General features: G+C 41.5%; 19 protein-coding genes, 2 tRNA genes and 1 other RNA gene. 9 read left to right on the plus strand and 13 right to left on the minus strand.

Features of this window, described 5'->3' with window-relative positions; all coding sequences use genetic code 11:
• Positions 1-239 precede the first annotated feature (239 nt).
• The 3 genes from P2W72_RS11575 to P2W72_RS11585 form a co-directional block, all read right to left on the minus strand.
• A tRNA-Leu gene (locus P2W72_RS11575) sits at positions 240-325 on the minus strand.
• Positions 326-382: 57 nt separating this feature from the next.
• Positions 383-458: transfer RNA gene (locus tag P2W72_RS11580), tRNA-Gly, on the minus strand.
• Positions 459-528: 70 nt separating this feature from the next.
• A complete protein-coding gene (locus tag P2W72_RS11585; RefSeq protein WP_276362522.1) occupies positions 529-1,014 on the minus strand; it encodes a regulatory protein RecX in 486 nt (161 codons plus the stop codon).
• A gap of 59 nt (positions 1,015-1,073) precedes the next feature.
• Between P2W72_RS11585 and P2W72_RS11590 the strand changes: the two genes are divergently transcribed.
• Together P2W72_RS11590 and P2W72_RS11595 are read left to right on the plus strand one after the other, a co-directional pair.
• Entirely contained in the window at positions 1,074-3,533 is a 2,460-nt protein-coding gene (locus tag P2W72_RS11590; RefSeq protein WP_276362525.1) for a bifunctional UDP-N-acetylmuramoyl-tripeptide:D-alanyl-D-alanine ligase/alanine racemase, read from the plus strand.
• On the plus strand, positions 3,526-4,116 hold the full coding sequence (locus P2W72_RS11595) for a DUF502 domain-containing protein (RefSeq protein ID WP_276362527.1): 591 nt from the start codon (positions 3,526-3,528) through the stop codon (positions 4,114-4,116). Before P2W72_RS11590 ends, P2W72_RS11595 begins: the two co-directional genes overlap by 8 nt.
• Positions 4,117-4,196: 80 nt before the next feature.
• Here the strand turns inward: P2W72_RS11595 and P2W72_RS11600 are convergent, their stop codons facing one another.
• The gene (locus P2W72_RS11600) at positions 4,197-6,248 is read right to left on the minus strand and encodes an OPT/YSL family transporter (RefSeq protein ID WP_276362530.1); all 2,052 of its coding nucleotides are present in this window, start codon (positions 6,246-6,248) and stop codon (positions 4,197-4,199) included.
• A gap of 87 nt (positions 6,249-6,335) precedes the next feature.
• On the opposite strand from P2W72_RS11600, the gene P2W72_RS11605 reads away from it, so the two are divergent.
• A complete protein-coding gene (locus tag P2W72_RS11605) occupies positions 6,336-6,821 on the plus strand; it encodes an HAD family hydrolase (RefSeq protein WP_276362533.1) in 486 nt (161 codons plus the stop codon).
• A 208-nt stretch (positions 6,822-7,029) separates the two neighbouring features.
• Here the strand turns inward: P2W72_RS11605 and P2W72_RS11610 are convergent, their stop codons facing one another.
• The 4 genes from P2W72_RS11610 to ffs all read right to left on the minus strand — a co-directional run bounded on the left by P2W72_RS11610 (position 7,030) and on the right by ffs (position 9,289).
• Positions 7,030-7,998 carry a YpdA family putative bacillithiol disulfide reductase gene (locus P2W72_RS11610; protein ID WP_276362535.1) on the minus strand — a complete coding sequence of 323 codons (969 nt, stop codon included), beginning with the start codon at positions 7,996-7,998 and terminating at the stop codon, positions 7,030-7,032.
• Positions 7,999-8,073: 75 nt separating this feature from the next.
• Positions 8,074-8,733 carry a fructose-6-phosphate aldolase gene (gene fsa / locus P2W72_RS11615; protein WP_276362538.1) on the minus strand — a complete coding sequence of 220 codons (660 nt, stop codon included), beginning with the start codon at positions 8,731-8,733 and terminating at the stop codon, positions 8,074-8,076.
• A 43-nt stretch (positions 8,734-8,776) separates the two neighbouring features.
• Positions 8,777-9,133 carry a four helix bundle protein gene (locus P2W72_RS11620; RefSeq protein WP_276362540.1) on the minus strand — a complete coding sequence of 119 codons (357 nt, stop codon included), beginning with the start codon at positions 9,131-9,133 and terminating at the stop codon, positions 8,777-8,779.
• A 56-nt stretch (positions 9,134-9,189) separates the two neighbouring features.
• Positions 9,190-9,289, minus strand: an RNA gene (ffs, locus tag P2W72_RS11625) — signal recognition particle sRNA small type.
• 218 nt (positions 9,290-9,507) lie between these two features.
• Here ffs and gltB point away from each other — a divergent pair.
• Together gltB and P2W72_RS11635 are read left to right on the plus strand one after the other, a co-directional pair.
• The gene (gene gltB, locus P2W72_RS11630) at positions 9,508-14,034 is read left to right on the plus strand and encodes a glutamate synthase large subunit (RefSeq protein ID WP_276362542.1); all 4,527 of its coding nucleotides are present in this window, start codon (positions 9,508-9,510) and stop codon (positions 14,032-14,034) included.
• Positions 14,034-15,506 carry a glutamate synthase subunit beta gene (locus P2W72_RS11635; protein ID WP_276362544.1) on the plus strand — a complete coding sequence of 491 codons (1,473 nt, stop codon included), beginning with the start codon at positions 14,034-14,036 and terminating at the stop codon, positions 15,504-15,506. The genes gltB and P2W72_RS11635 overlap by 1 nt, the downstream gene beginning before the upstream one ends.
• A 59-nt stretch (positions 15,507-15,565) precedes the next feature.
• On the opposite strand, the gene P2W72_RS11640 is transcribed toward P2W72_RS11635, so the two are convergent.
• The 3 genes from P2W72_RS11640 to P2W72_RS11650 are packed head-to-tail and all read right to left on the minus strand — an operon-like array spanning position 15,566 to position 17,567.
• On the minus strand, positions 15,566-16,366 hold the full coding sequence (locus tag P2W72_RS11640) for a GNAT family N-acetyltransferase (protein ID WP_276362548.1): 801 nt from the start codon (positions 16,364-16,366) through the stop codon (positions 15,566-15,568).
• A gap of 1 nt (position 16,367) precedes the next feature.
• Positions 16,368-17,027 (minus strand): YdeI/OmpD-associated family protein, encoded by a 660-nt coding sequence (locus tag P2W72_RS11645; protein ID WP_276362551.1) that lies wholly within the window; start codon positions 17,025-17,027, stop codon positions 16,368-16,370.
• Between the two features lie 9 nt (positions 17,028-17,036).
• Positions 17,037-17,567: an RNA methyltransferase gene (locus P2W72_RS11650; protein WP_276362553.1), complete on the minus strand. Its 531-nt coding sequence runs from the start codon at positions 17,565-17,567 to the stop codon at positions 17,037-17,039.
• 106 nt (positions 17,568-17,673) lie between these two features.
• Between P2W72_RS11650 and P2W72_RS11655 the strand changes: the two genes are divergently transcribed.
• Positions 17,674-18,705, plus strand: a complete 1,032-nt coding sequence (locus P2W72_RS11655; RefSeq protein WP_276362557.1) for an aldose epimerase family protein — start codon at positions 17,674-17,676, stop codon at positions 18,703-18,705.
• Here the strand turns inward: P2W72_RS11655 and P2W72_RS11660 are convergent.
• Entirely contained in the window at positions 18,702-19,940 is a 1,239-nt protein-coding gene (locus P2W72_RS11660) for an MFS transporter (protein WP_276362560.1), read from the minus strand. The genes P2W72_RS11655 and P2W72_RS11660 overlap by 4 nt on opposite strands.
• A gap of 221 nt (positions 19,941-20,161) precedes the next feature.
• Between P2W72_RS11660 and mutS the strand changes: the two genes are divergently transcribed.
• Positions 20,162-22,738 carry a DNA mismatch repair protein MutS gene (mutS, locus tag P2W72_RS11665; RefSeq protein WP_276362688.1) on the plus strand — a complete coding sequence of 859 codons (2,577 nt, stop codon included), beginning with the start codon at positions 20,162-20,164 and terminating at the stop codon, positions 22,736-22,738.
• Between the two features lie 4 nt (positions 22,739-22,742).
• Here mutS and P2W72_RS11670 read toward each other — a convergent pair whose 3' ends face one another.
• On the minus strand, positions 22,743-22,940 hold the full coding sequence (locus P2W72_RS11670) for a hypothetical protein (RefSeq protein WP_276362563.1): 198 nt from the start codon (positions 22,938-22,940) through the stop codon (positions 22,743-22,745).
• Between the two features lie 14 nt (positions 22,941-22,954).
• Here P2W72_RS11670 and P2W72_RS11675 point away from each other — a divergent pair, with 14 nt between their 5' ends.
• Together P2W72_RS11675 and P2W72_RS11680 are read left to right on the plus strand one after the other, a co-directional pair.
• On the plus strand, positions 22,955-23,884 hold the full coding sequence (locus P2W72_RS11675) for an RraA family protein (protein WP_276362566.1): 930 nt from the start codon (positions 22,955-22,957) through the stop codon (positions 23,882-23,884).
• Between the two features lie 24 nt (positions 23,885-23,908).
• Entirely contained in the window at positions 23,909-25,408 is a 1,500-nt protein-coding gene (locus P2W72_RS11680) for a mandelate racemase/muconate lactonizing enzyme family protein (RefSeq protein ID WP_276362569.1), read from the plus strand.
• The last annotated feature ends 38 nt before the right edge of the window (positions 25,409-25,446 follow it).

The following is a 25,446-nucleotide window of genomic DNA, read 5'->3' on the forward strand; positions in this document are numbered from 1 at the left end:
TAATTCTCTTTGATTTCCTCCAGAAGAGACTCATAGGTTTTCAAAGGGATTAGTTCCCACTTCTGAATAGGGAGCTCAGGTAATTTTTCTCCCATAACTAAATATAAACATATTGATAGTATATATTAATTCATTACTTAGAGATATCTTAAAACAATAAAATTACAGTACTAATTGTGTATGTTAATTGTATGTAAAAAACAAAAAACCCTCTCTACTTCACGTAAAGAGGGTTTTTGTACTCGGAGCGGGAATCGAACCCGCACTCGCTTTAGGGCGAACAGGATTTTAAGTCCTGCGTGTCTACCAGTTCCACCATCCGAGCAGATGGTTATTTACTATTTCAAACAAAAATTCCCTCTGTTAGGAGGGAGTTTCGTATTGGAGCGAAAGACGAGATTCGAACTCGCGACCCCGACCTTGGCAAGGTCGTGCTCTACCAACTGAGCTACTTTCGCGTTTTGGTGAGGCAAATATATGGAGAAAAGCTATTTCAACAAGTATTTTTTTAAATTTTTATTATAATTATTATAACTTATTGTTAATCAGTATATCAGAGATAAGGTCCTGCTCATATCCCTTACCAGCAGCAAAGCGTGTTAAAAGATATCTGCGCCTGAAGGGATCTTTTTCAGGAACCGAATTTGATTTCTTTTCAAGAATGTACATTAATTGCTTTAGATAATCCTCCTCATCTATCGCTTTGAGCGCTTTTTGTATCATTTTATCAGGTATACCTTTCAGCTTTAAACCTTGTTTGATTTTAATTTTACCCCAGCCCTTGATTCTGAATTTTCCTGATGTATAGGCCATGGCAAATCGTTCTTCATTCAGAAAATTTTCGCCTATAAGTTCGGTGATGATCTCTTCCACATCTTTCTGATGCAAACCCCATTCATAAAGCTTGTTTCTTATCTCATACTGCGATCGCTCCTGATAGGCACAATAGCTTTCTGCCTTTACTCTGGCCTGTTCACGGCTAAATACTTTCGGTTTGGATTCTTCGTTTCTCAAAGCATCGAAATATCGTAAATATTTGAGTTTAATGACCTAAATTTATTGAAATTCGCAGTATGAATCATAATCTGTACGGAGTTAAAGAATTAACGGAATTTATGAATGCCCGGGCAATAATCAGGCAGCAGCAGGCATTGGTTCGTACATTATTAACAGACAGCAGAAAACTGCATGATCATTCAAAGGGGCTCTTTTTTGCGCTCCGTGCCCGGCGCGATGGGCATAGTTTTATTCGCGAGGTATATGAATCCGGACTGAGAAGTTTTGTTATATCAGATCCTGATTTTGAAGCTCAGGATTATCCGGAGGCCAATTTTTACCAGGTTAAAGACACGCTTAAAGCACTTCAGGACCTTGCCGCAAAGCATCGTTCAGAATTTCATTATCCGGTAATCGGTATTACCGGCAGCAATGGCAAAACAATTGTTAAGGAATGGTTGTATCATCTGCTTCTTTCAGATTATAACATTATCAGAAGTCCTAAAAGCTATAATTCACAGATCGGAGTGCCGGTTTCTGTATGGGAGATGGGTTCTGAGCATGATCTTGCAATTTTTGAGGCCGGTGTTTCCAAAGCCGGTGAAATGAATGCGCTTGCTCGGATTATCAATCCTACGATAGGTATTCTTACCAATATTGGAGAGGCTCATAAGGAGGGTTTCAGTTCGGTAAACGAAAAAATAAGCGAGAAGTTGAAACTGTTCAGCCATGCAGGGCTTCTCATTTATTCTGATAAATATCTTGAAGGATATACGGGCGACATTCCGGGTAAAGACAAATTTAAATGGGGAATGGATGCTTCAGCTGATCTTTTCATTATTTCTGATGAAAAGACTTCAGGAAATGGAAGAATAATCTATGCTAAGTTCAGGGGAAAAGATATACAGGCCAGAATTCCTTTCAGTGATCAGGCTTCAATTGAAAACTGTATTATTTGCTGGGCTACCATGCTTGCATTGGGCTATGAACCTGATGAAGCTGCCCTAAGGCTCGGGAAGCTTATTCCGATCAGCATGCGTCTGGAAATGAAGAACGGTATTAATAACTGCTCAGTGATTGATGATTCCTATAGTCTTGATCTTTCATCACTCGCTATAGCCCTCGATTTTTTAAAACAGCAAAATCAGCACCGGCATCGCACCCTGATTCTTTCTGATATACCGGGACCTGACTCTGAGGCTGTTTACGAACAGGTCAGACATTTGCTTGAAACTAAATCGGTTAGCCGTTTGATCGCCATCGGGCCGAAAATCGGGAAATATGTAGGGAACTTTAATTGCGAGGTAGAACTTTTCGGATCAACGGCTGATTTTTTGAACCGCTTTTCAACGCTCAGATTTCAAAATGAAACGATTCTGCTGAAAGGAGCCCGTGCTTTTGAGTTTGAGAATATAAGCAGACTCTTAACTCAGAAGGTTCATGAAACGGTTCTGGAAATTAATCTGAATGCCCTGGAAAATAATCTGAACTACTATAAATCTTTGCTGGGGACAGAAACCAGGATAATGGCTATGGTTAAAGCATTTTCCTATGGTAGCGGTAGTTTTGAAATTGCCAATCTTCTGGAATTCAATAAGGTAGATTATCTGGCAGTGGCCTATGCAGATGAGGGGGTTTCATTAAGAAATGCTGGTTGTACTTTGCCGATAATGGTGATGAGTCCGGATGCCTTGGCCTTTGAAACGATCATTCAGCATAAGCTTGAGCCTGAGATTTATTCTGTTCGTATTTTGAATGAATTTGAAGAACTTTTAAACCGTAAGAATCTTGAACATTATCCTGTACATATCAAACTGGATACAGGAATGCACCGGCTGGGCTTTATGGAGGATGAAATGGATGAACTTCTTTCATTTCTGAGAGAAAGTCGCTCAATGAGAGTACAGACGGTGTTTTCGCACCTTGTAGCCAGTGAGGATGAAGCACATGACTCTTTCACATTGCAGCAAATAGATCTTTTTGAAAGAATGTCTGATCGGCTGTCTGCCGGACTTTCCTATTCCTTTCTTCGTCATCTGGCAAATACTTCTGGAATAAGTCGCTGGCCGGAGGCCCGTTTTGATATGGTCAGACTGGGAATTGGTTTGTATGGTATTGATTCGGCCTTTAAAGAGAATTCTCCTTTACAAACCGTAACTTCGCTGAAAACAAGTATTTCACAGATCAAACAGATTCCTGCCGGAGATACCATTGGATACGGACGTGCCGGTAAGATGCCTGATGGCGGAACCATTGCAACCGTGAAAATTGGTTATGCCGATGGTTATAGCAGGGCCCTGGGTAATGGCAATGGAAAGATGATTGTAGGAGGGAAAGTGGTTCCGACAATCGGGAAGATCTGTATGGATATGTGTATGCTGGATATCACTGGTATTCAGGCTGCCGAGGGGGATGAGGTAATTGTATTTAATGATGTGATTAAAGTGGAGGATATTGCATTTCAACTCCATACCATTCCTTACGAGGTGCTGACAGGAATCTCACAGCGTGTAAAACGAATTTATTATTATGAATAGGATAGTAAGAGCTTTATTTAATTATCTGGTAAGAGGTGCCCTGGTAGTTTTTCCGATTGCAGCGGCATTGTTTTTTATCTATTGGATTTTTACAAAGGTTGATTCTGCCCTTAATTTAAGCAATATGATCTGGGTTGATCAAACGGGTAAGCCGATCTATATTCCCGGATTAGGTATACTTTCTGTAATCATTATACTGATTGTAGTGGGTATTGTAGTGACAAATTTTGTGACCGATCCGATCAAGAAGTGGTTTAGCCGCTGGTTTAAGCGCCTGCCGATTTTTAATGTGATCTATACTTCATTTAAAGATCTGACTGAAGCGTTTGTTGGAGACGATAAGAAGTTCAGCGAGCCCGTAATGGTAGAAATAAATGAGACTGGTCTGAAGCAAATTGGTTTTTTAACGCAAAAAGACCTCTCGAAAATCGGATATCCTGGTGAAGTGGCGGTATATTTTCCTCTTTCTTATTCTTTTGCCGGTCAGGTTTGTATTGTGAAATCAGAGCGTGTCAAAGCTTTGAAAATGAGTGCCAGCGAAGCAATGAAATTTATTGTTTCGGGAGGGGTAAGTACTATTTAATGTCTCTTTTTTAATTAAACACAATTTTTAGAAAAAAGCGATCAGATGAATATGCACCTGACCGCTTTTTTTAAATCAATCTATTTTTCTTTAGCGGTAGCTATTCTGTACAATGACCATCCCATAAACAGGAAGAACAGGAAGCCCAGTACCTGATAGCCTCCGCTACCCAGAGTTTTTGTTAAATGTTCTTCCATATTCAGGCGTCCAACAGGGCTACCGGTTGATTCAAATGCCATCAGGAATGCATAGATAACTCCCATCAAAGCTCCGCCTGCAACAAGTCCGGTGGCAAATAAATTACCTTTCCCAAGTTCATCATCTTCGGCTGCCTTGTCTTTTTTCTTATTTTTCATATCAACCAAACCCTTTAATGCACCTCCCGCAAAGATGGGAAGGGTGGTTGAAAGAGGTAAATATGCTCCAACAGCAAACGAAAGTGATTTTACTCCGCATAACTCAATGGTTACTGCCAGAAAGACTCCTACAAGAACAAATTGCCAGTCGAGGTTGAATGAAAGTAAACCTTTGATCAGAGTTGCCATTAATGTTCCCTGCGGAGCGGGATAAGTTTCAGTACCGATGGCATGTTTGATTCCCTGTGAAGCCATTTCTGCTGTTGGCCTGTCTAAGATGGAGAGGGTAGCTCCGATTACTACTGCAGAAACTATTGCACCAACAAATAATGCCATTTGCTGATATTTAGGTGTAGCACCTACAATGTATCCGGTTTTAAGATCCTGAGAGGTAGCACCTGCATTTGCAGCCGCAATACAGATCATACTTCCAACAACAAGTGCCATTGGCTCATATAATTGTCCGGTCCAGCCAATACTGATAAAAATCAGACAGGTTCCCATCAGTGTGGCAATGGTCATTCCGGATACCGGATTGGAAGATGTTCCGATCAGGCCCACAATACGGCTTGATACTGTAACAAAGAAAAATCCGAAAACGATTACAAGCACTCCGATAAGTAATTTATTCAGTATGGTATCGCCCGGTATTTGCGGAAGGACAGCCATAAGAAGGACAAGAGCCAGGCTGCCAAAAATCACTATCCTGAATGAAAGGTCATTGTCTGTGCGCCTGGTAAGCTGTTTTTCTGCAGAGTTTTTGTTGATAGAGGCAAGGCTCGACTTAAATGAAGAAACAATGGTTGGTATGGTTTTTAGCAAGGTGATGAAACCTCCGGCAGCTACTGCTCCGGCACCAATTTGTTTAACATAGGCCTGATAAACGGCAGTTGCAGTATTTGTAAATACCATATTCAATGGATCCCAGGTACCCGGACCGCCCGAAGTATACACATCTTTCAGGTATCCCAGTTTAACAAGCTGGTAGGCAATGGTTTCGGCAGGGACAAGCGTTGCCAGAAGCGGTATCAGACCCAGCCATGCTAAAACACCCCCCGCAACAAGTACACCAGCAATTTTAGGTCCGATGATATAACCTACACCCAGGTATTCAGGAGTAATTTCGCCATTAACAGTAGCTGAAGGGAAGAACCTGTTGGTTTGAGCGGTTGCCCATGCCGGTGCTTCAGCTATCAGGTGAAATACCTTTTGTAAAATTGCATAGGCAAAAGCAAATGCGAGTCCGTAATAGGCTGTTTTAGCAAAATCACCTCCCTTTTCTCCGGCAATTAATACCGAAGCGCATGCTGTACCTTCAGGATAAGGGAGGCTGCCATGTTCATCAACGATCAGCGATTTACGCAGCGGGATCATCATCAGGGTGCCCAGAATGCCTCCTAATGCGGCTAAAAGAAAGATTGGCCAGTAGGAAAAGAATGATTCACTGTTACTTCCTGCCGAAAGGAAAAGAAATCCCGGAAGTGTGAAAACAACGCCGGCCGCAATGGATTCACCTGCAGAACCGGTTGTCTGGATGATATTGTTTTCAAGTATGGTTGTTTTAAAAAATTTCCTGCCAATAGAAATGGCCAGCACCGCAATTGGAATAGAAGCAGATACGGTTAAACCGGCCTTTAATGCAAGATAAACAGTTGCGGCCCCGAAAATAACTCCAAAAATTGCGCCCAGTAAAATAGACTTAACCGTAAACTCTGCTACAGTACTGCTTGCCGGGATATAAGGCTTAAATTCTTTGTTTGTATTTGTTTCTGTCATATTGGTTAAAATTGGTTTTTTCTAAATTAAAGATAATCTTTTATCGATATTTGAAAGACATAGTTATTTGAAAGCAATAATAATACGATGAAAAAAGCTGTTTTTCTTGACAGGGATGGAGTTTTAAATAAAGAATTGGGCGATTACGTATGCCGGTTTGAAGATTTTAAGGTTCTTGAACATAATTTTCCGGCACTGAAAGAATTACAGGACAGGGGCTATTTATTGATTGTAATTACCAATCAGGGCGGTTTGGCAAAAGGGTGGTATTCAGTTGAAATACTTAATCAAATGCACGTTCATTTGAAACAGAGCTATGCAGAGCAGGGCATTACACTCACAGAGGTGTATTATTGCAATCATCATCCTGAATATAATGGCAAATGTCTTTGTCGTAAGCCGGGTTCCTTACTTCTCGAAAAAGCAGTAGCCCGTTTTGGTATAGATGCCTCTTCTTCCTATTTTATCGGTGACCGGGAAAGGGATGTGATTGCAGGCGAAGCGGCAGGAGTGAAGGGAATACTGATAGACAGTGATCAGCCGATTGGGGAGATTTTGAACTTAATTAATTGATAATTGATAGTTGACAATTGACAACGAAGTATTGGTAGTTAAGAATAATTGTTTGGGAATAGGAATTTAATTTGCAGAGACAGAGAATTACAAGAACTAAAAAAATAGTTAAAATTCCTTTTTAAGATGCTTTTGTGCCCTTAGCGAATGGAAAGAGAATATTGTGAAATGGAGTAGAAACTTTCCAATGCAGCACAATTACAAATTGTCAACTTTCAATTGTCAACTGATTAATTATCTTTTCCGCATGAACCCTTGAGTTTTCAATAAACCAAAGGTGTGTATTCATACCTCCGCAAACTACGCCGGCCAGATAAATTCCCTTTATATTACTCTCCATAGTTTCGGGATTATGCTCAGGTACCTGTTTCTGATCTTCAGAGATACGAATTCCCAGCTTTTTCAGGAAGCTGAAATCAGGTTTGTAGCCTGTCATGGCCAGAACGAAGTCGTTAGACAGAGTGATTCTACCTTCAGTTCCCTGAATGTCCACTTCATTCTCTCTTATTGAAGTCAGGCTTGAATTAAAATAAGCTTTGATGCTTCCTTCCTGAATCCGGTTAACGATATCCGGTCTGACCCAGTATTTAACCCGTTCTCCGATCTGAGATTCTCTGATAACCATCGTTACTTCAGCTCCTTTTCTGTAGGTTTCCAGAGCGGCATCAACGGCAGAATTATTTGCTCCTACAACAATTACTTTCTGCCGGGCATAATAGTGCGGGTCTTTATAATAATGTTTAACCTTTGGAAGATCTTCGCCCGGAATATTCATTTGATTGGGCATGTCATAAAATCCGGTGGCAACAATAATATTAGCGGCTCTGTAAGTTGATTTAGAAGTTTTGATGATGTAATTGCCTTCGTCATCCCGAACATCTTCAACCTTTTCAAATAAGCGGATGTTCAGTTTAAATTGATCTGAAACTCTCCTGTAATATTCAAGAGCTTCATTCCGGTTTGGCTTTACCGATATACTCATGAATGGAACATTCCCGATTTCCAGTTTCTCTGAAGTGGAGAAGAAGGTCATGTTTGATGGATAATTGTATAGCGAATTAACCAGACAGCCCTTTTCGAGGATGATATAGGAGAGGCCGGCTTTCTGTGCCTCTATGCCACATGCAAGTCCGATCGGACCACCTCCGATAATAAGTATATCGTATTGTTCAGCCATTGCTCAAATGATGATAAAGGTATTTAAAACAAAACAGGCCCACCATGTGAGCCTGCTTTTATAGTTTAATCATGATTATTTTCCGGCAGCTTTGGCATGGTCGGCAAGGAACTGAGCCAATCCATTATCGGTTAATGGATGTTTCATTAATGCCGACATGGCCGAGAGTGGTCCGGTAATTACATCAGCCCCGATTTTAGCACAGTCAATAATATGCATAGGGTGGCGAACAGATGCTGCCAGAATTTGAGTCTCAAATCCATAATTATCATAAATTAACCTGATGTCTTCAATTAGTGTTAAGCCATCAGTTGATATATCATCCAGACGGCCGATAAACGGAGAAACATAAGTAGCTCCAACTTTAGCAGCAAGCAAAGCCTGTCCCGCAGAAAATACCAGCGTACAATTGGTTTTGATCCCTTTTGAACTGAAATATTTAATGGCTTTAATGCCCTCAGCGATCATTGGAACCTTAACTACGATTTTAGGATCAAGAGCAGCCAGAATTTCACCTTCTTTAACCATGTTTTCAAAGTCGGTAGCAATTACTTCAGCACTGACATCGCCATCAACAAGGGCACAAATTGCTTTGTAGTGATTGATTACATTTTCATCTCCTGTGATGCCTTCTTTTGCCATCAGGCTTGGATTGGTGGTTACCCCATCTAAAATTCCCAATGCCTGGGCTTCTTTGATCTGGGCGAGGTTTGCGGTGTCTATAAAGAACTTCATTTTCTTTTAAATTAGCAAATTAGTGAATGAGCAAATTAGCAAATTATGCTTTCTTACTCGTTGAGATTATTTTATTTATGATTTTTTGTATTTCAGTTAACTGTTCGTTCAAGCTGTTAAGTTCCTCATGATCATATAATTCTTTACATAACGCGAGCCAATACTCGGTTTCGTCTACTTCCTTGACCGCAATTTTGAATTTATGAATAAAATCAGCTTTGCTTTCAGCATTTTGAGCTTCTCTTACGTTTGCACCTATAGAGGTTGAGCTCTTGAAAAGTTGATTTGCCAGCGGAAAATTTTTACTTGTTTGAAGAATCTGACAATATTTGGCAGCACTGACAGCGAAAGCAAATGTCTTTAAAACGATTGGGTTTTCATCAGCCTTAAGCCTGCTCATGGGTGGAAGCAATTTTCTAATTAGCTCATTTGCTAATTAGCTCAATTTAGAAAAAAAATGGGCAAGCACCTTTTATCGCACCGCTACAACCTTCTACCCTTGCTGTGTTCCCACCCTGGGGGAGTTCAAAGGGAGCTGGTCGTAAAAGACTTGCCCGGCACAAAAGTAAGAAAAAAATGGAATTACAGGCTATATGACAATAAATTGATAATTAAAATACTAAATTGACAACAATTAGTGAGTTTAATTATTAATTTTTTAATTTTGTAATCGAAAAATGAGATTTTTTGATTGAATCGTAAAAACAATTATCAATTAAGTAAAAGAGCTGCATTTTTATTAATTTTAGGCCGTTTATAAATTTTAGATTGTTGATGACAAATACTGACAGCCAAACACAAGGTTTATACAACTCTTCGATGGAGCACGATGCCTGTGGAGTTGGTTTTATTGCAAATATTAAGGGCCGGAAGTCGCACCAGATTGTAAGTGATGCCCTTACTATTTTAGAAAATATGGAGCACCGCGGAGCTTGCGGATGCGATCCTGATTCGGGTGATGGTGCGGGAATATTAATACAGTTGCCTCATGAGTTTCTTAAACAGGAAGCACTGAAGCTGAATATCCATCTGGATAAACCTGGTTCTTATGGTGTCGGAATGATCTTCCTTCCTAAAAAAGCAACGGTAAAAGAGGCTTGCAGAAGAGCTATATCTAAAGCTGCAGATAAACTTGGCTTACAAATTCTGGGTTACAGAAAGGTGCCAATCAATACAGGAATAATAGGAGAGGCTGCATTTTCAGCTGAACCGGATATTGAACAGGTGTTTGTTGCCAAACCTGCCAATATTCACACTCCTGAAGATTTTGAAAGAAAACTTTATGTTCTCAAAAATTATGTAACTAAGCTGGTAAGGGAAACAGTTGCAGAAGCTGAAAGCCAGTTTTATATTTGTTCTCTCTCTCAGAACATCATTATATATAAAGGAGAGTTTACCAGCAGTCAGGTCAGGATTTATTTTCAGGATCTGAGCAATGAGGCTCTAACCTCAGGTTTTGGTATGATTCACTCCCGTTTTTCTACCAATACTTTTCCTTCATGGCGCCTGGCGCAGCCATTCAGATTTATAGCACATAATGGCGAGATCAATACATTGAAAGGAAACCTGAACTGGTTTTATTCAGGTATTCGCTCTTTTGCTTCTCCATACTTCAGCAAGGATGAAATGGATATGCTTTTGCCGGTAATTGATAATAATCAGTCGGATTCTGCATGTCTGGATAACGTAGTTGAATTATTGTTCCATTGCGGAAGGTCACTTCCTCATGTTATGATGATGCTTATCCCCGAAGCATGGGATGGCAATGAGCAGATGGATCCGGCTACCAAGGCCTTCTACGAGTATCATGCCACTCTGATCGAGCCATGGGATGGTCCTGCAGCAATTGCTTTCACTGACGGGCATATGATTGGAGCAACACTGGATCGTAACGGACTTCGTCCTCAGCGTTTCGTGGTAACCAGCGATGACCGTATCATTGTGGCGTCTGAAGCAGGTGTATTGCCTCTGGATGAATCACTTGTAGTTAAGAAAGGACGTTTACAGCCGGGTAAAATGCTGGTTGTAGATACTGTGAAAGGGATAATTATAGAGGATCAGGAAATTAAGAAAGAAATAACCACACAGGCACCTTACGCCGAGTGGCTTGAAGCTTATAAAATAAAACTGGAGGATCTGGATGAGCCGCGTGTAGCATTTACTCAGTTATCTAATGAATCGACCTTCAAGTATCAGCAGGTATTTGGTTATTCACGCGAAGATATCGAGACCCTGATCAAGCCGATGGCCCTGACAGGTAAGGAAGCGGTTGGATCAATGGGTACAGATACTCCGCTGGCAGTATTCTCTGACCGTCCGCAGCATCTTGCCAATTATTTCAAGCAGCTGTTTGCACAGGTAACCAATCCGCCAATCGATCCGATTCGTGAGCGTCTTGTGATGAGTCTTGCCGGATTTATGGGTAATAACGGTAATATTCTTGACGAGGATAAAATGCATTGCCATTGCGTGGCATTACCTCATCCGGTACTGAGCAATACTGAACTTGAAAAGATCAGAAGTATTGATACCGGGTCTTTTCAGGCAAAAACATTACAAACTTATTTTAAAGCTGATGGTCAGCCGGGCTCTTTGCAAAGAGGGCTCGACCGCTTGTGCCGGTATGCAGAAGATGCGGTTCATGATGGTTTTGAAGTATTGATACTTTCAGACCGTGCCATTGATTCTGAACACGCTCCGATTCCTTCTTTGCTGGCGGTTTCAGCTGTTCATCATCACCTGATCAAAAAAGGATTGCGTGGTGCTGTTGGTATCATGCTTGAGGCAGGGGATGTTTGGGAAGTCCATCATTTTGCATGCCTTATTGCTTTTGGTGCAACTGCAGTAAACCCTTACCTGGCTCTGGCAACAATACGTAAACTAAAAACTGACGAAAAGTTAGATACTAATCTGGATCTTAAGGCTTTATATAAGAACTATACTAAGTCAATCAATGATGGATTGCTGAAGATTTTCTCTAAAATGGGAATCTCTACACTGCAGTCATACCATGGTGCACAGATTTTTGAGATCATTGGTCTGAATCAGGAAGTGATTGATAATTACTTCACCGGTGCAGTTTCCAGAATCGGTGGAATGGGATTGGATGATCTGGCAGAAGAAGCTTTACGCAAGCATTATTCAGGGTTCAGACGTACAGGAATTGAGCTAAGGCTGCTGCCTGAAGGTGGTGTTTATCAGTGGAAGAGAAAGGGTGAGGCACACCTGTTTAACCCTGAAACTGTTCACTTACTGCAACATGCAACCCGCTCTAATAATTACGAGGTTTATAAGAAATATGCCCAGCATATCAACAACCAGACAGATACATTGTATACCATCCGTGGTTTGCTTGGTTTTGCTCATCACCGTCAGCCGGTTCCTTTGAGTGAGGTTGAGCCGGTTGAGGATATCCTGAAGCGTTTTGCAACAGGAGCGATGTCATTCGGATCTATCTCTCATGAAGCACATAGTACCCTGGCAATAGCCATGAACCGTATTGGTGCAAAGAGTAATACCGGAGAAGGTGGAGAAGATGAAATAAGATACGAACCTCTGGCAGATGGAGGCTCAATGCGCTCAGCAATTAAGCAGATCGCTTCCGGTCGATTTGGTGTAACCGCTAATTATCTGACCAATGCCGATGAGTTACAGATTAAAATGGCACAGGGTGCCAAGCCGGGTGAAGGTGGTCAGCTTCCGGGTGATAAGGTAGATGATTGGATCGCAAAGGTTCGTCATGCAACTCCCGGAGTAGGATTGATCTCTCCGCCGCCGCACCATGATATTTATTCAATTGAGGATCTTGCACAGCTGATTTTCGACTTGAAAAATGCTAACCGGGCAGCAAGAATCAGTGTGAAACTTGTTTCTAAAGCAGGTGTGGGTACTATCGCGGCAGGTGTTGCCAAAGCACATGCCGATGTGATCCTGATTGCAGGGTATGACGGTGGAACCGGAGCTTCTCCGCTTACTTCGATCAAACATGCCGGTTTACCATGGGAGCTTGGCCTTGCTGAAGCCCAGCAAACTCTGGTTAAGAATAAATTAAGAAGCCGTGTTGTTCTTCAGGCCGATGGTCAGTTGAAAACCGGAAAAGATATCGCCATAGCAACCTTACTGGGTGCTGAAGAATGGGGTGTAGCTACCGCTGCGCTTGTGGCAGGCGGATGTATTATGATGCGTAAGTGTCATTTGAATACTTGCCCTGTAGGTGTTGCAACCCAGGATCCTGAATTAAGAAAGTTATTCTCAGGTAAGCCTGAGCATATCGTTAACCTATTCAGATTCATCGCTGAGGAATTACGTGAGATCATGGCTGAACTTGGTTTCAGGACCATCAATGACATGGTTGGACGTGTTCAGTTCCTTAAAATGCGCGATGATGTGGATCACTGGAAAGTTAAGAATATCGATCTTTCGGGTATTTTATATTCAATGGATAACCCATCTGGTATGACTCTCTACAATAGTGAGAAACAGGATCATAACCTTAATCTGGTTATCGACTGGCAGTTACTTGAGAAGGCTAAGCCGGCAATTGAAGATAAGACACCTGTGTTTGCATCTTTTGATATTAAGAATACAGATCGTACCACCGGTACAATTCTGTCAAATGAAATTACCAAGAAGTATCAGTCGGCGGGATTGCCTCAGAACACGGTTAATTTTAAGTTTACAGGTTCTGCGGGACAAAGTTTCGGGGCTTTCTGTACCAAGGGAATTTCATTTGAACTGAGTGGTGAAGCCAATGATTATGTAGGTAAGGGATTGTCAGGAGCACAGTTGGTTATTTATCCATCAGAGAAAAGTAAGGTTCTGTCTCAGGAGAATATCATCATCGGAAACGTGGCGCTTTATGGGGCAACTTCAGGCGAGCTATTCGTCAGAGGGCAGGCCGGAGAGCGTTTTGCAGTGAGGAACTCTGGTGCGATAGCCGTAGTTGAAGGAGTTGGAGACCATGGCTGCGAATACATGACAGGTGGAAGAGCATTGATTCTGGGTAAGACCGGAAGGAATTTTGCTGCCGGAATGAGTGGTGGTATTGCATGGGTTTATGATGCGGATAGTTCTTTTGCTGAAAACTGTAATGCTGAGATGGTCGATCTTGATCCGCTTTCTCCTCAGGATGAAGTTGAGATCAAAGCCCTTCTTAACAAGCATGTCCAGTTAACAAATAGTCAGGTAGCCAAATACATTCTCGACGATTGGGATCAGGCATCTGAATCATTTATCAAAGTATTCCCTAAAGAGTACAAAAAAGTATTACATCAACAACAATTTCAACAGTCAGCGGGATAATGGGAAAAGTAACAGGATTTAAAGAGTTTGACAGGGAGCTTCCTAAGAAAATTGCCCCTGCAGAACGATTAGAAAATTATGATGAGTTTGTTCAGGAATACACACCTGAGAAGTTAAATGAGCAGGCAGCGAGATGCATGAACTGCGGAGTTCCGTTTTGTCATTCAGGTTGTCCGCTTGGAAATGTTATCCCTGAATTTAATGATGCAGTTTACCAGGGGAAATGGGAAGATGCGTATCTGATATTAAATTCAACCAATAATTTCCCTGAGTTTACCGGTAGGATTTGTCCTGCACCCTGCGAATCGGCATGTGTTTTAGGGATCAATAAACCACCGGTTGCTATTGAGGAAATTGAAAGACATATTATTGAGATCGCCTATTCTAAAGGTTATGTAAAACCTAACAGACCAATTAGCCGTACAGGTAAAAATGTTGCTGTTGTGGGTTCGGGGCCGGCAGGGTTAGCGGCAGCAGCTCAGTTAAATAAGGCAGGTCATACGGTAACTGTTTATGAGCGTGATGATCGTCCGGGTGGTTTATTACGTTATGGTATTCCTGATTTTAAGCTTGAAAAAGAGGTAATCGATCGTCGTATCGGTATTATGGAGCAGGAAGGTATTAAGTTTATCTGCAATGTTGAGGTTGGGGTGAAGAATGATATGAAAGCCTTTATCGATGAACATGATGCAGTGATTGTAGCCGGAGGATCAACTATTCCGCGTAATCTGAACATTCCGGGACGCGACCTTAATGGAATTCATTTCGCAATGGATTTCCTGAAGCAACAGAATAAAGTAGTTAGTGATATTTCATTTACAGGTGAGCGTATCAGTGCTACCGGTAAAGATGTAGTGGTGATTGGTGGCGGTGATACCGGTTCTGATTGCGTTGGAACGTCAAACAGACAGGATGCCAAATCAGTTAAGCAGTTTGAATTAATGGTTCAGCCTCCTGTTCAGCGTACTGAGAATATGCCATGGCCTACTTATCCAATGCTTCTTAAAACCACAAGTTCTCATGAAGAGGGTTGTGAGCGTTTCTGGAGTATCAATACCAAGGAATTTTTAGGCGATGCCAATGGCGATTTGAGAGCAATCCGCGTATCGGATGTAAGCTGGGAAATGGATGCACTTGGTCGTCCGGTTAAGTTTACAGAGCTTGAAGGCTCTGAAAGGGAAATTCCTTGTCAGCTGATTCTTCTGGCCATGGGATTCCTGCATCCGCAGCATCAGGGACTGGTACATAATGCCGGTCTGGAGCTTGATGCAAGAGGAAATGTTAAAGCTGATGAAAAACAGTATCAAACCAATATCAGTAAAGTTTTTGCTGCCGGTGATATGCGCCGTGGTCAGTCGCTTGTGGTATGGGCAATCTCTGAAGGAAGGGAAGCTGCACGTAAGGCAGATGAATTCCTGATGGGACGCAGCAATTTACCAAGCAAAGACAGAATCAATGAATATGTGAGCTGATTCTTCTTGCCGATTAAATAATTTTATACCCTGAATAGCTTACTGTTCAGGGTATTTTTTTATCCTAATCCTCCGCTGATTCTGTTGTAATTAAATTCTCCGTTCCACTCTCTTGTGGGGCCGAGAATCATTTTCCTTGAAGTTCTTATTTGCTGATAAGCATTTTGAATGAGGAAATCCATTCCGTCTTTATTGCTGATGGGGAATCTGAACTTGTTTTTTACTCTCATCCGTAACTTCATCAGCTCTGTACCGGCTTCAGCATCATTTGCCATGATGGCATTTTCAAAAAAATTCGGAAAATAAACTCCGGCAAGTTGATTTTCTTTTAAATACATCAGCGAGCCATTTAAACGATCATTTAAGATGCGTTCTCTGTTTTCGCCCGAAGTGTTTTTATCCAGTTTCAGGATGTCTTCACGATATTTTTCCTGAAAAGGAATCACCGCAGCAGGATTATTCAGATTCTGATTAATCAGTTCGCCATCCAGATGAACGTATTCGATTTCTGTTTCAAAACCAAGCTTTTTGTATACCGGAAACCCCATATCAGTTGCATCCAGATATACAGTTCTGATCTTTTTTGCATGTGCGCGGTCCACAAGTTCTGAAGTCAGTTTTTGCCCGAGACCCTGATTTCTGAAATCCGGATGTACAATTACATGTGCAAGCCAGGCAGTATCCGGATGCCGGATCGTGGTTCCAACTGCAGCGATCTGTTTGCCATCACAAATCTTTATCGTATCACAGCAGGGGGAAGAGATATAATAATAAAAATAGGGACGTATATCTTCCCATCCCGCGGGTTGTAATTGATTTAAGATGTCGATATCTGCGCTTTGTATATTGAGAATCTTCATTTTATTTTTCTGTTGGGTTCTTTCTGCCGGTACTTAATTTTTCTTCCATTTTGAGGATACGTTCATTTCTGGTCTTTTCCTGTTTTGCAGTTAAAATCCAGACAGCATATTCTTTTTTGTTTGTATACGACAGTGTATTGAAAAAATCTAATGCCTTTGTGCTAAGAACTTTAAGCAGATAATCAGGCAGAGTGATTGTGCGTTTATCTGTATTGATACACTCACTCAGATCATTCTTCCTGATTGCTGATTTACTTATGCTGCTTCTTTTTACAAGCTCTTTTGGTTTAAGCCTGATGGCTGTCCATGTTTCATCAATAGCTGCAGAAGCTACCGGACTAAGATTGAATTCAGCAAGTTCAGACCATATATTGTTCATGCTGAGGTCTGAAGTAATTTTCGATGACTTTTTAGGGTACATCACCCACAGTATTGTATCCGGTTTGAAAAAAGGACTCAGTCTTTTTAATTCCGACTTCAGGGATGATTTATCCAAAACGAAAAGGTGGATGGAGTTGAAGCTTCCGTTTGCTTCATTACTGAATTCTATTTCTCTGGCAAGAGGATCGGTTAATGAAATATAGTTTGCCGGATTATTGATCAGCAAAACCCTGCTTCCGGCTTTCAGTAATAATTTTTTTGAAAGGATACTACCGGCCATCTCAGAAATTTAAAATTTTAGTTTCGCAAAAAAGTCCCATAATACGATCCCTGCCGAAACAACGATATTGAATGAATGTTTGGTGCCAAACTGAGGGATCTCAATACACAGATCGATCATTTTCATGGCTTCATCACTAACTCCGTTTACTTCATTTCCAAAGATCATGGCATATTTTCCGGCCCTGTCGGGCATGAAATCATTGAGCATAGTACTATTTTCTGCCTGTTCAATGGCAATTATTGTATATCCTGATTCTTTCAGATCCCTGATTGCTGCACAGGTGTCTTCATAATAGAGCCATTCAATAGAATTTGTTGCTCCAAGCGCAGTCTTTTCGATCTCACGATGTGGTGGCTGTGCAGTAATTCCGCATAAACAGATCTTTTCAATGGCAAATCCATCTGAAGTACGAAAAATGGAGCCGATATTATGCATGCTCCTGACATTGTCGAGTATCACTACAATAGGTAATTTTTCCTGTTTTTTGAACTCTTCAATTCCTACTCGTCCCAGTTCCTCAGTTTTTAATTTTCGCATTTTCAAAAATAGCTTCTTCAGGCTTAAGACTTTTTATTTTTTGGATTTTATTAAAGAATTTAACTAATTTTCGCTCCCCCAGTTATACATCAATTCAATTTTCACGATGGACAATTTTAAATCAGAAGTATTATTTCAGCATAATGCTCAGGATGTTTATCTCTACACACTGAGAAATATCTGGGGCGTTGAAGTTACTGTCAGTAATCTTGGGGCAATTGTTCGCTCTTTTAATGTGCCTGACAGGGATGGCATTCCAACAGATATTGTGTTGGGCTATGACAAAATGGAGACCTATCTGAATGGAAATCCGGCTTACCTCGGTGCTATGGTAGGGCGATTTGCCAATCGTATAGGGAATGCTTCGTTTGAGATTGACGGCGAGTCTTATCAGGTTTCTTCCAATTTGCCGCCTCACCAGCTTCATGGGGGTTTTGAGGGTTTTGACAAAAAGGTATGGAGTCCGGTTTCTGAAGAGAATGTTCCTTTCAAAAGGGTTCAGATGTCATACCTGAGTCCTGATGGTGAGGAAGGTTTTCCGGGAAATCTGACTGTTAATGTTTGTTTTGAATTGAATGACAGGAATGTGCTTACAATTTATACGGAGGCCAGTTCTGATAAAGCTACCCCATTTAATCTTACACATCACGATTATTTTAATCTCAATGGAGGTGCTTCAATAATAGATCATAGGGTAGAGATATTCTCAGATTTTTATCTGGGTCAGGATGCAGATTATGTAGCAAACGGTGAACTCCTGCCTGTTGAAGGAACTCAATATGATTTCAGGAAGTCAAAAAAGATCAGTGCAGATCAGGGCCCCTCAGAAGGGTATGATCAGTCTTTTCTTATCAATAAAGATTATGCTACCTGGGGAAAGGCAGCGACTGCAATCTCAGATCAGAACGGAATAATGCTGGAGGTTTTTACCGATGAGCCTACTGTTCATTTTTATACCGGGAAATACCTTAATGTTAAGGGCGCAAAATACGGTCAGGAGTATTCAGCCTTCACCGGATTTTGTTTTGAAACCCAGCATCATGCCAATGCTGTAAATATTCCGGGCTTCCCATCTACTATTCTTCGCCCCGGAGAGCTTTACAGACATAAAACATCTTATCAGATCAGTGCGGTTTAAGAGGCGGAGGCGTATTGATTTTTGCGCCATTCCCTGATCCGGTTCAGATTATTGATGATGAAAAATCCTGCAGAAGTTAAGATACAAATTCCGGTCATAACCCACCAGAACAGAGAATAACCTCCGTAATCGATCAGGAAGGCTCCGTATATCGGGCCGATGATCTGGGCTACAGACCATGCGATTGTATATAAACCTGCATATTCTCCTCTGTTATTTTCTTCAGACCGGCTGATCCAGAACGTGTTCATGAAAGGCATAGACAGCATTTCTCCAATCGTGATTAAAATGATGGATATCAGGGCTACCCATGCCGCCGCAGGCATCAGGTTAAGAAATGCATAGCTGACTGCAGCAATAATTACTCCGGTACCGATAAGGAATAAAGGAGGCTTACGGCCTTCAAGATTGCTGACGATGATCATTTCAGTACCCACAATGATTAATCCATTCATCGCCATTAATCCTCCGATGAATTGTTCGGATAAATGCCATTCAGATTTGAAGAAAACGGTCTGCAATGTGAAAAACTGGAAGAAACAGGAAGCAAACAAAGTGGTAAGCAGGATAAAGACAAGATAAAGTTTATCACGATATGCAGAGCGGATAACAGGTTTTTCATCTTCATGTTTTTCTGTCTTTTGCTTTTTTACTGCTGGTAACAGTTTAATAAGCAATAAAGCTGAAAGTATATTCGTGCTGCCATCCAGAATAAATAGTAAATGATAATCAAAGGAGGCTATAAAGCCGCCTAAAGCACCTCCGAATGACCACCCCAGGTTTACTGCGAGCCTGTTTAAAGAATAGGATCTTGTACGCGTATTCTCATTGCTGTAATAGGCCACTGCCGTTGAGTTTGCTGGTCTGAAAGATTCATTACACATGCTTAGTATGAATGTTCCCAAAGCCAAACTCAGAAATGATTCCAGAAATCCGATCAGTATGAACATGAGGCCACCGCTTAGCAAGGCTCCAACCTGGAGGTAATAAAAGCCAATTTTATCGGTGATCTTTCCCCCGATAAATGCTCCAAATACTGATCCAAGGCCGAATACCGACATGATCATCCCGGCCTGAACAATGCTGAAATTTAGTTTTTGTGTGCAATAAATTGTTAGAAAGGGTACTACCATGGTACCGCTCCGGTTTAAAAGCATTACCAGCGACAGATACCAGTTTTCTTTACTTAGTCCTGAATAGGCCTTTCTATAAATATTGACAGAACTTGCAAACACGAAGCAAAGATAGATTTAACTTTATATTGATTGATATTCCGGATTTTAGACGACAGGAAACAGGTATAATTACACTTCGGTAAAAGATAAAATACTTCTGACTTTTCCAACATTAGTCAGTTTTCCACAAATCTTCTAATAACTAAGCAATCCATTAACTTTATCCCTTTATTAATTGAGCTAACTTGTCGAAGAAGAACGAACAGAAGGAAACACCTTTAATGCAGCAGTACAACGCCATTAAGGCGAAATACCCAGGGGCATTGTTATTATTTCGCGTAGGTGACTTTTATGAGACCTTCGGACAGGATGCGGTGAAAGCCGCAGGGATTTTGGGAATTGTACTTACAAAACGGGGAAGTAGCTCGGGTACGAATACAGAACTCGCCGGATTTCCTCACCATTCTCTTGAAACTTATTTGCCTAAATTGGTTAGAGCAGGTCAGAGGGTTGCTATTTGTGATCAGCTGGAGGACCCTAAAGCAACCAAGACGATCGTAAAAAGGGGGGTTACCGAGCTTATAACTCCCGGTGTTTCCTATAGTGATAACATCATTCAGCAGAATACCAATAATTATCTGGCATCCCTTTATTTTGAAAAGAATTCAATTGGGGTGGCATTTCTGGATATCTCAACAGGTGAGTTTCTGGTTGCGCAGGGGAATTCCGATTACATTGATAAATTATTGCAGAGCTTTAAGCCAAGCGAAGTAATTTTTCAGAAAAGCAGAAACCGCGATTTTACAGAAACCTTCGGCGACAGGTTTTATACTTATCAGCTCGATGAGTGGATATACAGCGGTGATTATGCTGCTGAGTTTATGCTTAAGCATTTTGATGTTAAATCGTTAAAAGGTTTTGGTATTGATAAACTGTCCCTGGCGGTAACTGCCGCAGGTGTTGCTCTGCACTATCTGAATGAAACAGAACATCGTAATTTGCAGCATATATCTTCAGTATCGAGAATTGAAGAAGATCGCTATATGTGGCTCGACCGCTTCACGATCCGCAACCTTGAGCTGATAGGTTCTGCAAATGAGAATGCGGTGAGTCTGGTTGACGTTCTTGATAAAACCTGTTCTCCGATGGGTGCACGTTTGCTTCGCAGGTGGATCATTATGCCATTGAAGGAACTGAAACCGATCAAAGAACGTCTTGACGTGGTTGAATTTCTGGTCAATCAGGAAGAACTGCGTGAAAAATTACTTCATGAACTCAGGCAAATCGGAGATCTGGAAAGACTGATCTCCAAGATCGGCCTGCAGAAGGCCAATCCCCGTGAAGTTATCCAGCTTAAGCGAGCTTTATATGCCATTTCCAATTTGAAGGAGTTGTGCCGAAATTCAGAAAATTATGCGTTGCAGGCCATTTCAGAACAGCTTAATCCCTGTCTGCTGATCAGGGAAAAGATTGAAAGGGAATTAAACCCGGATCCTCCGGTGATGATTATTAAGGGTGGAGTAATTGCTGATGGTGTTGATGAAGAGCTCGACCGTTTAAGAAAAATTGCATTCGGCGGCAAGGGTTACCTGCTTGAAATTCAAAAGCGTGAGGCTGAGATAACTGGTATTCCATCACTTAAAGTAGCGTTTAACAATGTATTCGGGTATTATCTGGAGGTTACCCACACACATAAAGATAAAGTTCCTGCCGAATGGCTCCGCAAACAGACATTGGTAAATGCCGAGCGTTATATTACACCTGAACTGAAAGAATATGAGGAGCAGATTCTGGGCGCTGAAGAAAAGATTCAGGTGCTTGAGTCGCGCTTGTATAATGAGCTGACTTTTGCACTTTCTGAATTCATTAAACCTATACAGCTCAATGCTCAAATGGTTGCACAGCTTGATGTTTTACTGAATTTTGCCAACCTTGCAATAAAGAATTACTATGTCAAACCATTGATTGATGATAGCAGCATCATTGATATAAAAGGTGGCAGACATCCTGTTATTGAAAAAAACCTTCCTCCCGGAGAAGAGTACATCACAAATGATGTTTTTCTGGATAGCGACAGCCAGCAGATCATTATTATAACTGGTCCGAATATGTCGGGAAAATCGGCATTATTGCGGCAAACAGGATTGATCGTGCTGATGGCTCAGATGGGTTGTTTTGTCCCGGCTAAAGAGGCTCAGATCGGACTGGTAGATAAGATATTTACCCGTGTAGGAGCCTCAGATAACCTTACTTCAGGCGAATCAACCTTTATGGTTGAGATGAACGAAACAGCCAGTATTCTGAATAATTTATCTGCCAGAAGCCTGATATTGATGGATGAGATTGGAAGAGGTACCAGTACTTATGACGGTATTTCTATTGCCTGGTCTATTGCTGAATATCTTCATAATCATCCGGCGGCCAGAGCAAAAACCCTGTTTGCAACCCATTATCATGAATTGAATGAACTTACTAATTCATTCAACAGGATCAGAAATTATAACGTTTCAGTTAAGGAAGTTGGAAATAAGGTGATCTTCCTGCGAAAACTGGTACCCGGAGGGAGCGAGCATAGTTTCGGTATCCATGTCGCCAAGATGGCCGGGATGCCTTCAAAGCTTATTGGGCGTGCCAATGAGATCCTGAAGCGCCTGGAGCAGGAGCGTACCGGTGGCGAGGATATTAAAGACAGTCTGAAAAAAGTTCAGAAACAGGCTTATCAGCTTCAGATGTTCTCTATTGACGACCCTGTTCTGGTTAAGATCAGGGATATGCTGAATAATCTGGATGTAAATACCTTAACGCCTGTTGAAGCCCTGATGAAGCTCGATGAGATTCAGCGTGTGATCAAAACCTAGATTTTTACTGATTTATTTCTTGTTCAGGATCTGTAATTTGATCTGGCTTTTGCCAAATCTGATCAGAACCGGTTTTCTTTTGCATTATCCCTTTTTTATCATTTTGTTCCTGCATTTTAATTGATAAATTAGATATCATGTTAAATGAATCCTGGAGAACTGTTATTGCATAATTGGTGGTAATAATTTCCTTTTCTATCATTTGAATTCAGAATTATGTACAAAAAAACGTTGTTTATTCTTTTATTTCTTGCAAGCGGGCTCTGTGTAAATGCTCAGCGATTAGGCTCATCTCCCGAATATATTAGAGAAATGACCTCCCTGTGGAAGGGCGAACGTTTTGCAGATGGCCGGCCCAAAGTGCCCGATTTTCTTCTGGAGCGATTGGAGTACAATACTCTTGAACAGATTTGGGGTTATCTGTACGGTAAAGGCTACCGGAATCAGGTAGAGAAGAACTGGGTAATTCTTAAACCCGGACAGACTATGGTTGGACGTGTTCTGACTGCGCAGTTTATGCCTTCGAGGCCTGATCTGGATACATTAGTGAAAGCACAGGGAAGAAGGGAGGGACGTTCTCAGCGGGGTGGAAATAATATCTGGCCGATTGATATCCTGACCAAAGGTGATGTATATGTTGCCGACGGATTTGGTAAAGTTAAAGACGGAACACTGATCGGATCGAGTTTGGGCAACTCAATTTATGCCAAAACAGGTAAGGGGGTTATTTTTTATGGGTCAATCAGGGATATGCAGGAACTTAAAGATACTCAGGGATTTAATGCCTGGGTAAAGGGGCACGATCCTTCCTACATTAAAGACATGACCCCTACATCCATAAATGCACCGGTACGCATAGGGGAAGTGACAGTATTTCCGGGTGATGTGGCATTTGCCAATGAATACGGGGTAGTATTTATTCCGGCGCACCTTGTTGAGGATTTAGTCAGGGCCAATGAATTAACCGGTTTACGCGATGAATTTGAGAGGGTTTTGCTCAAACAGGGTAAATATCCTTCAGGAGAAATTCATGGCGACTGGGCAGATGTTATTAAAAATGAGTTCAGGGCATGGCTGGCAAAATATCCAAAGAAAACCATGTATACTCCTGAACAACTGGATAAATATCTGGGGCAGAAACATTGATTTTAAAATTCAGACATCAATTATATGAAAAGTACTTTAAAACAATTAGTTGAAAAAAGCCGGGAAGAAGAAAAGGCCTATTCTGCTGCAAGACAGGCTGAAATCGATAGTCCGGAGACCGGAACAAACCGGAGAGATTTTCTGAAGAAGACAGCTCTGGGAGGAATCGCCCTGGGTGGACTGATGAGTCTGTCAGTTGAAGATACCATTGCTCAAACTACGCAGAATGTAAGACGTTCTTCCAATCCATCAGATTTGAAGATTACAGATATGAGGTACTGCCTGACCAATGTAATGGGAGGTACGGCAATCATTAAGATTGATACTAATCAGGGTATTTATGGCCTTGGAGAGGTTAGGGATGCTGCAGATGCGCGTTATGCTTTGATGCTTAAAAGCCGTATTCTGGGAAGAAATCCATGTAATGTGGAAATGATCTTCAAGATCATTAAGCAGTTTGGCGGTCCTGCCCGTCAGGCCGGAGGTGTTTGTGCAGTTGAAATGGCATTATGGGATCTTTGCGGTAAGGCTTATGGCGTGCCTGCCTGGCAATTACTTGGAGGAAGATACCGGGATAAGGTAAGGTTATATGCTGATACTCCCGAAGCAGGAACACCTGCAGAACAGGAAAAGCTGATCAGATACCGTATTCAGGAGCAAGGTTATACCTGGTTGAAAATGGATATTTCCATCAATGAATTAAAGGGAAAGCCGGGAACCACAGTGAATTCAAAGTTCTGGCAAAATCCTGCCGGAGATCTTGCGCAATGGGGAGATATGACCAATCCGATGTCGTATGCAAATACAGCACATCCCTTTACGCAGGTTCAGATCACTGAAAAAGGCCTCGAAGAATTAAGCCAGATCGTTGATAATGTGCGGAATATGGTGGGTTATGACACTCCGATATCTACAGATCATTACGGACATTTTGATTTAAATAATAGTATTCGTTTGGGTAAAGCTTTAGATAAGTACAGACTGGCCTGGTTTGAAGATATGGTGCCATGGACTTACACCGAGCAATGGAAAACAATTTCGGATGCTCTGGAAACGCCTACCACCACAGGGGAGGATATGTATCTTCTGAAAGATTTCAAACCTCTGATTCATGCAAGAGCCGTTGATATTATTCATCCTGATCTTGCTTCATCGGGTGGTTTACTGGAAACTAAACGAATTGGAGATTATGCTGAAGAATATGGTATTGCTATGGCTATGCACCAGGCCGGAACACCGGTCTCTTTCATGGCAAGTGTGCATTGTGCTGCCGCCACGCAGAATTTCCTGGCTCTTGAGCATCATTCTGTAGATATTCCATGGTGGGAAGACCTGGTAAAAACAACAGATGGTAAGAAAATGATCGAAAAGGGTTTTGCCATTGTGCCGCTTAATTCTCCGGGATTAGGTATTGAATTGAATGAAGATGTGCTGAAACAGCACCTGAAATCAACTGATAAGAGCTATTTCGCGCCAACCAATGAGTGGAATGAAATACGCTCTCATGATAGGACTTACAGTTGATAATCTTTTTTATATAAGCTTTGCAGGGATAAATGGAG

Source organism: Daejeonella sp. H1SJ63, assembly GCF_029360775.1.
Classification (GTDB): Bacteria; Bacteroidota; Bacteroidia; order Sphingobacteriales; family Sphingobacteriaceae; genus Daejeonella.

Coding starts and splice junctions, on each gene's coding strand:
- P2W72_RS11590 (WP_276362525.1), top strand. CDS start 1,074: ATGAATCATAATCTGTACGGAGTTAAAGAATTAACGGAATTTATGAAT.
- P2W72_RS11595 (WP_276362527.1), top strand. CDS start 3,526: ATGAATAGGATAGTAAGAGCTTTATTTAATTATCTGGTAAGAGGTGCC.
- P2W72_RS11600 (WP_276362530.1), bottom strand. CDS start 6,248: ATGACAGAAACAAATACAAACAAAGAATTTAAGCCTTATATCCCGGCA.
- P2W72_RS11605 (WP_276362533.1), top strand. CDS start 6,336: ATGAAAAAAGCTGTTTTTCTTGACAGGGATGGAGTTTTAAATAAAGAA.
- P2W72_RS11610 (WP_276362535.1), bottom strand. CDS start 7,998: ATGGCTGAACAATACGATATACTTATTATCGGAGGTGGTCCGATCGGA.
- fsa (WP_276362538.1), bottom strand. CDS start 8,733: ATGAAGTTCTTTATAGACACCGCAAACCTCGCCCAGATCAAAGAAGCC.
- P2W72_RS11620 (WP_276362540.1), bottom strand. CDS start 9,133: ATGAGCAGGCTTAAGGCTGATGAAAACCCAATCGTTTTAAAGACATTT.
- gltB (WP_276362542.1), top strand. CDS start 9,508: ATGACAAATACTGACAGCCAAACACAAGGTTTATACAACTCTTCGATG.
- P2W72_RS11635 (WP_276362544.1), top strand. CDS start 14,034: ATGGGAAAAGTAACAGGATTTAAAGAGTTTGACAGGGAGCTTCCTAAG.
- P2W72_RS11640 (WP_276362548.1), bottom strand. CDS start 16,366: ATGAAGATTCTCAATATACAAAGCGCAGATATCGACATCTTAAATCAA.
- P2W72_RS11645 (WP_276362551.1), bottom strand. CDS start 17,027: ATGGCCGGTAGTATCCTTTCAAAAAAATTATTACTGAAAGCCGGAAGC.
- P2W72_RS11650 (WP_276362553.1), bottom strand. CDS start 17,567: ATGCGAAAATTAAAAACTGAGGAACTGGGACGAGTAGGAATTGAAGAG.
- P2W72_RS11655 (WP_276362557.1), top strand. CDS start 17,674: ATGGACAATTTTAAATCAGAAGTATTATTTCAGCATAATGCTCAGGAT.
- mutS (WP_276362688.1), top strand. CDS start 20,162: ATGCAGCAGTACAACGCCATTAAGGCGAAATACCCAGGGGCATTGTTA.
- P2W72_RS11670 (WP_276362563.1), bottom strand. CDS start 22,940: ATGATAGAAAAGGAAATTATTACCACCAATTATGCAATAACAGTTCTC.
- P2W72_RS11675 (WP_276362566.1), top strand. CDS start 22,955: ATGTACAAAAAAACGTTGTTTATTCTTTTATTTCTTGCAAGCGGGCTC.
- P2W72_RS11680 (WP_276362569.1), top strand. CDS start 23,909: ATGAAAAGTACTTTAAAACAATTAGTTGAAAAAAGCCGGGAAGAAGAA.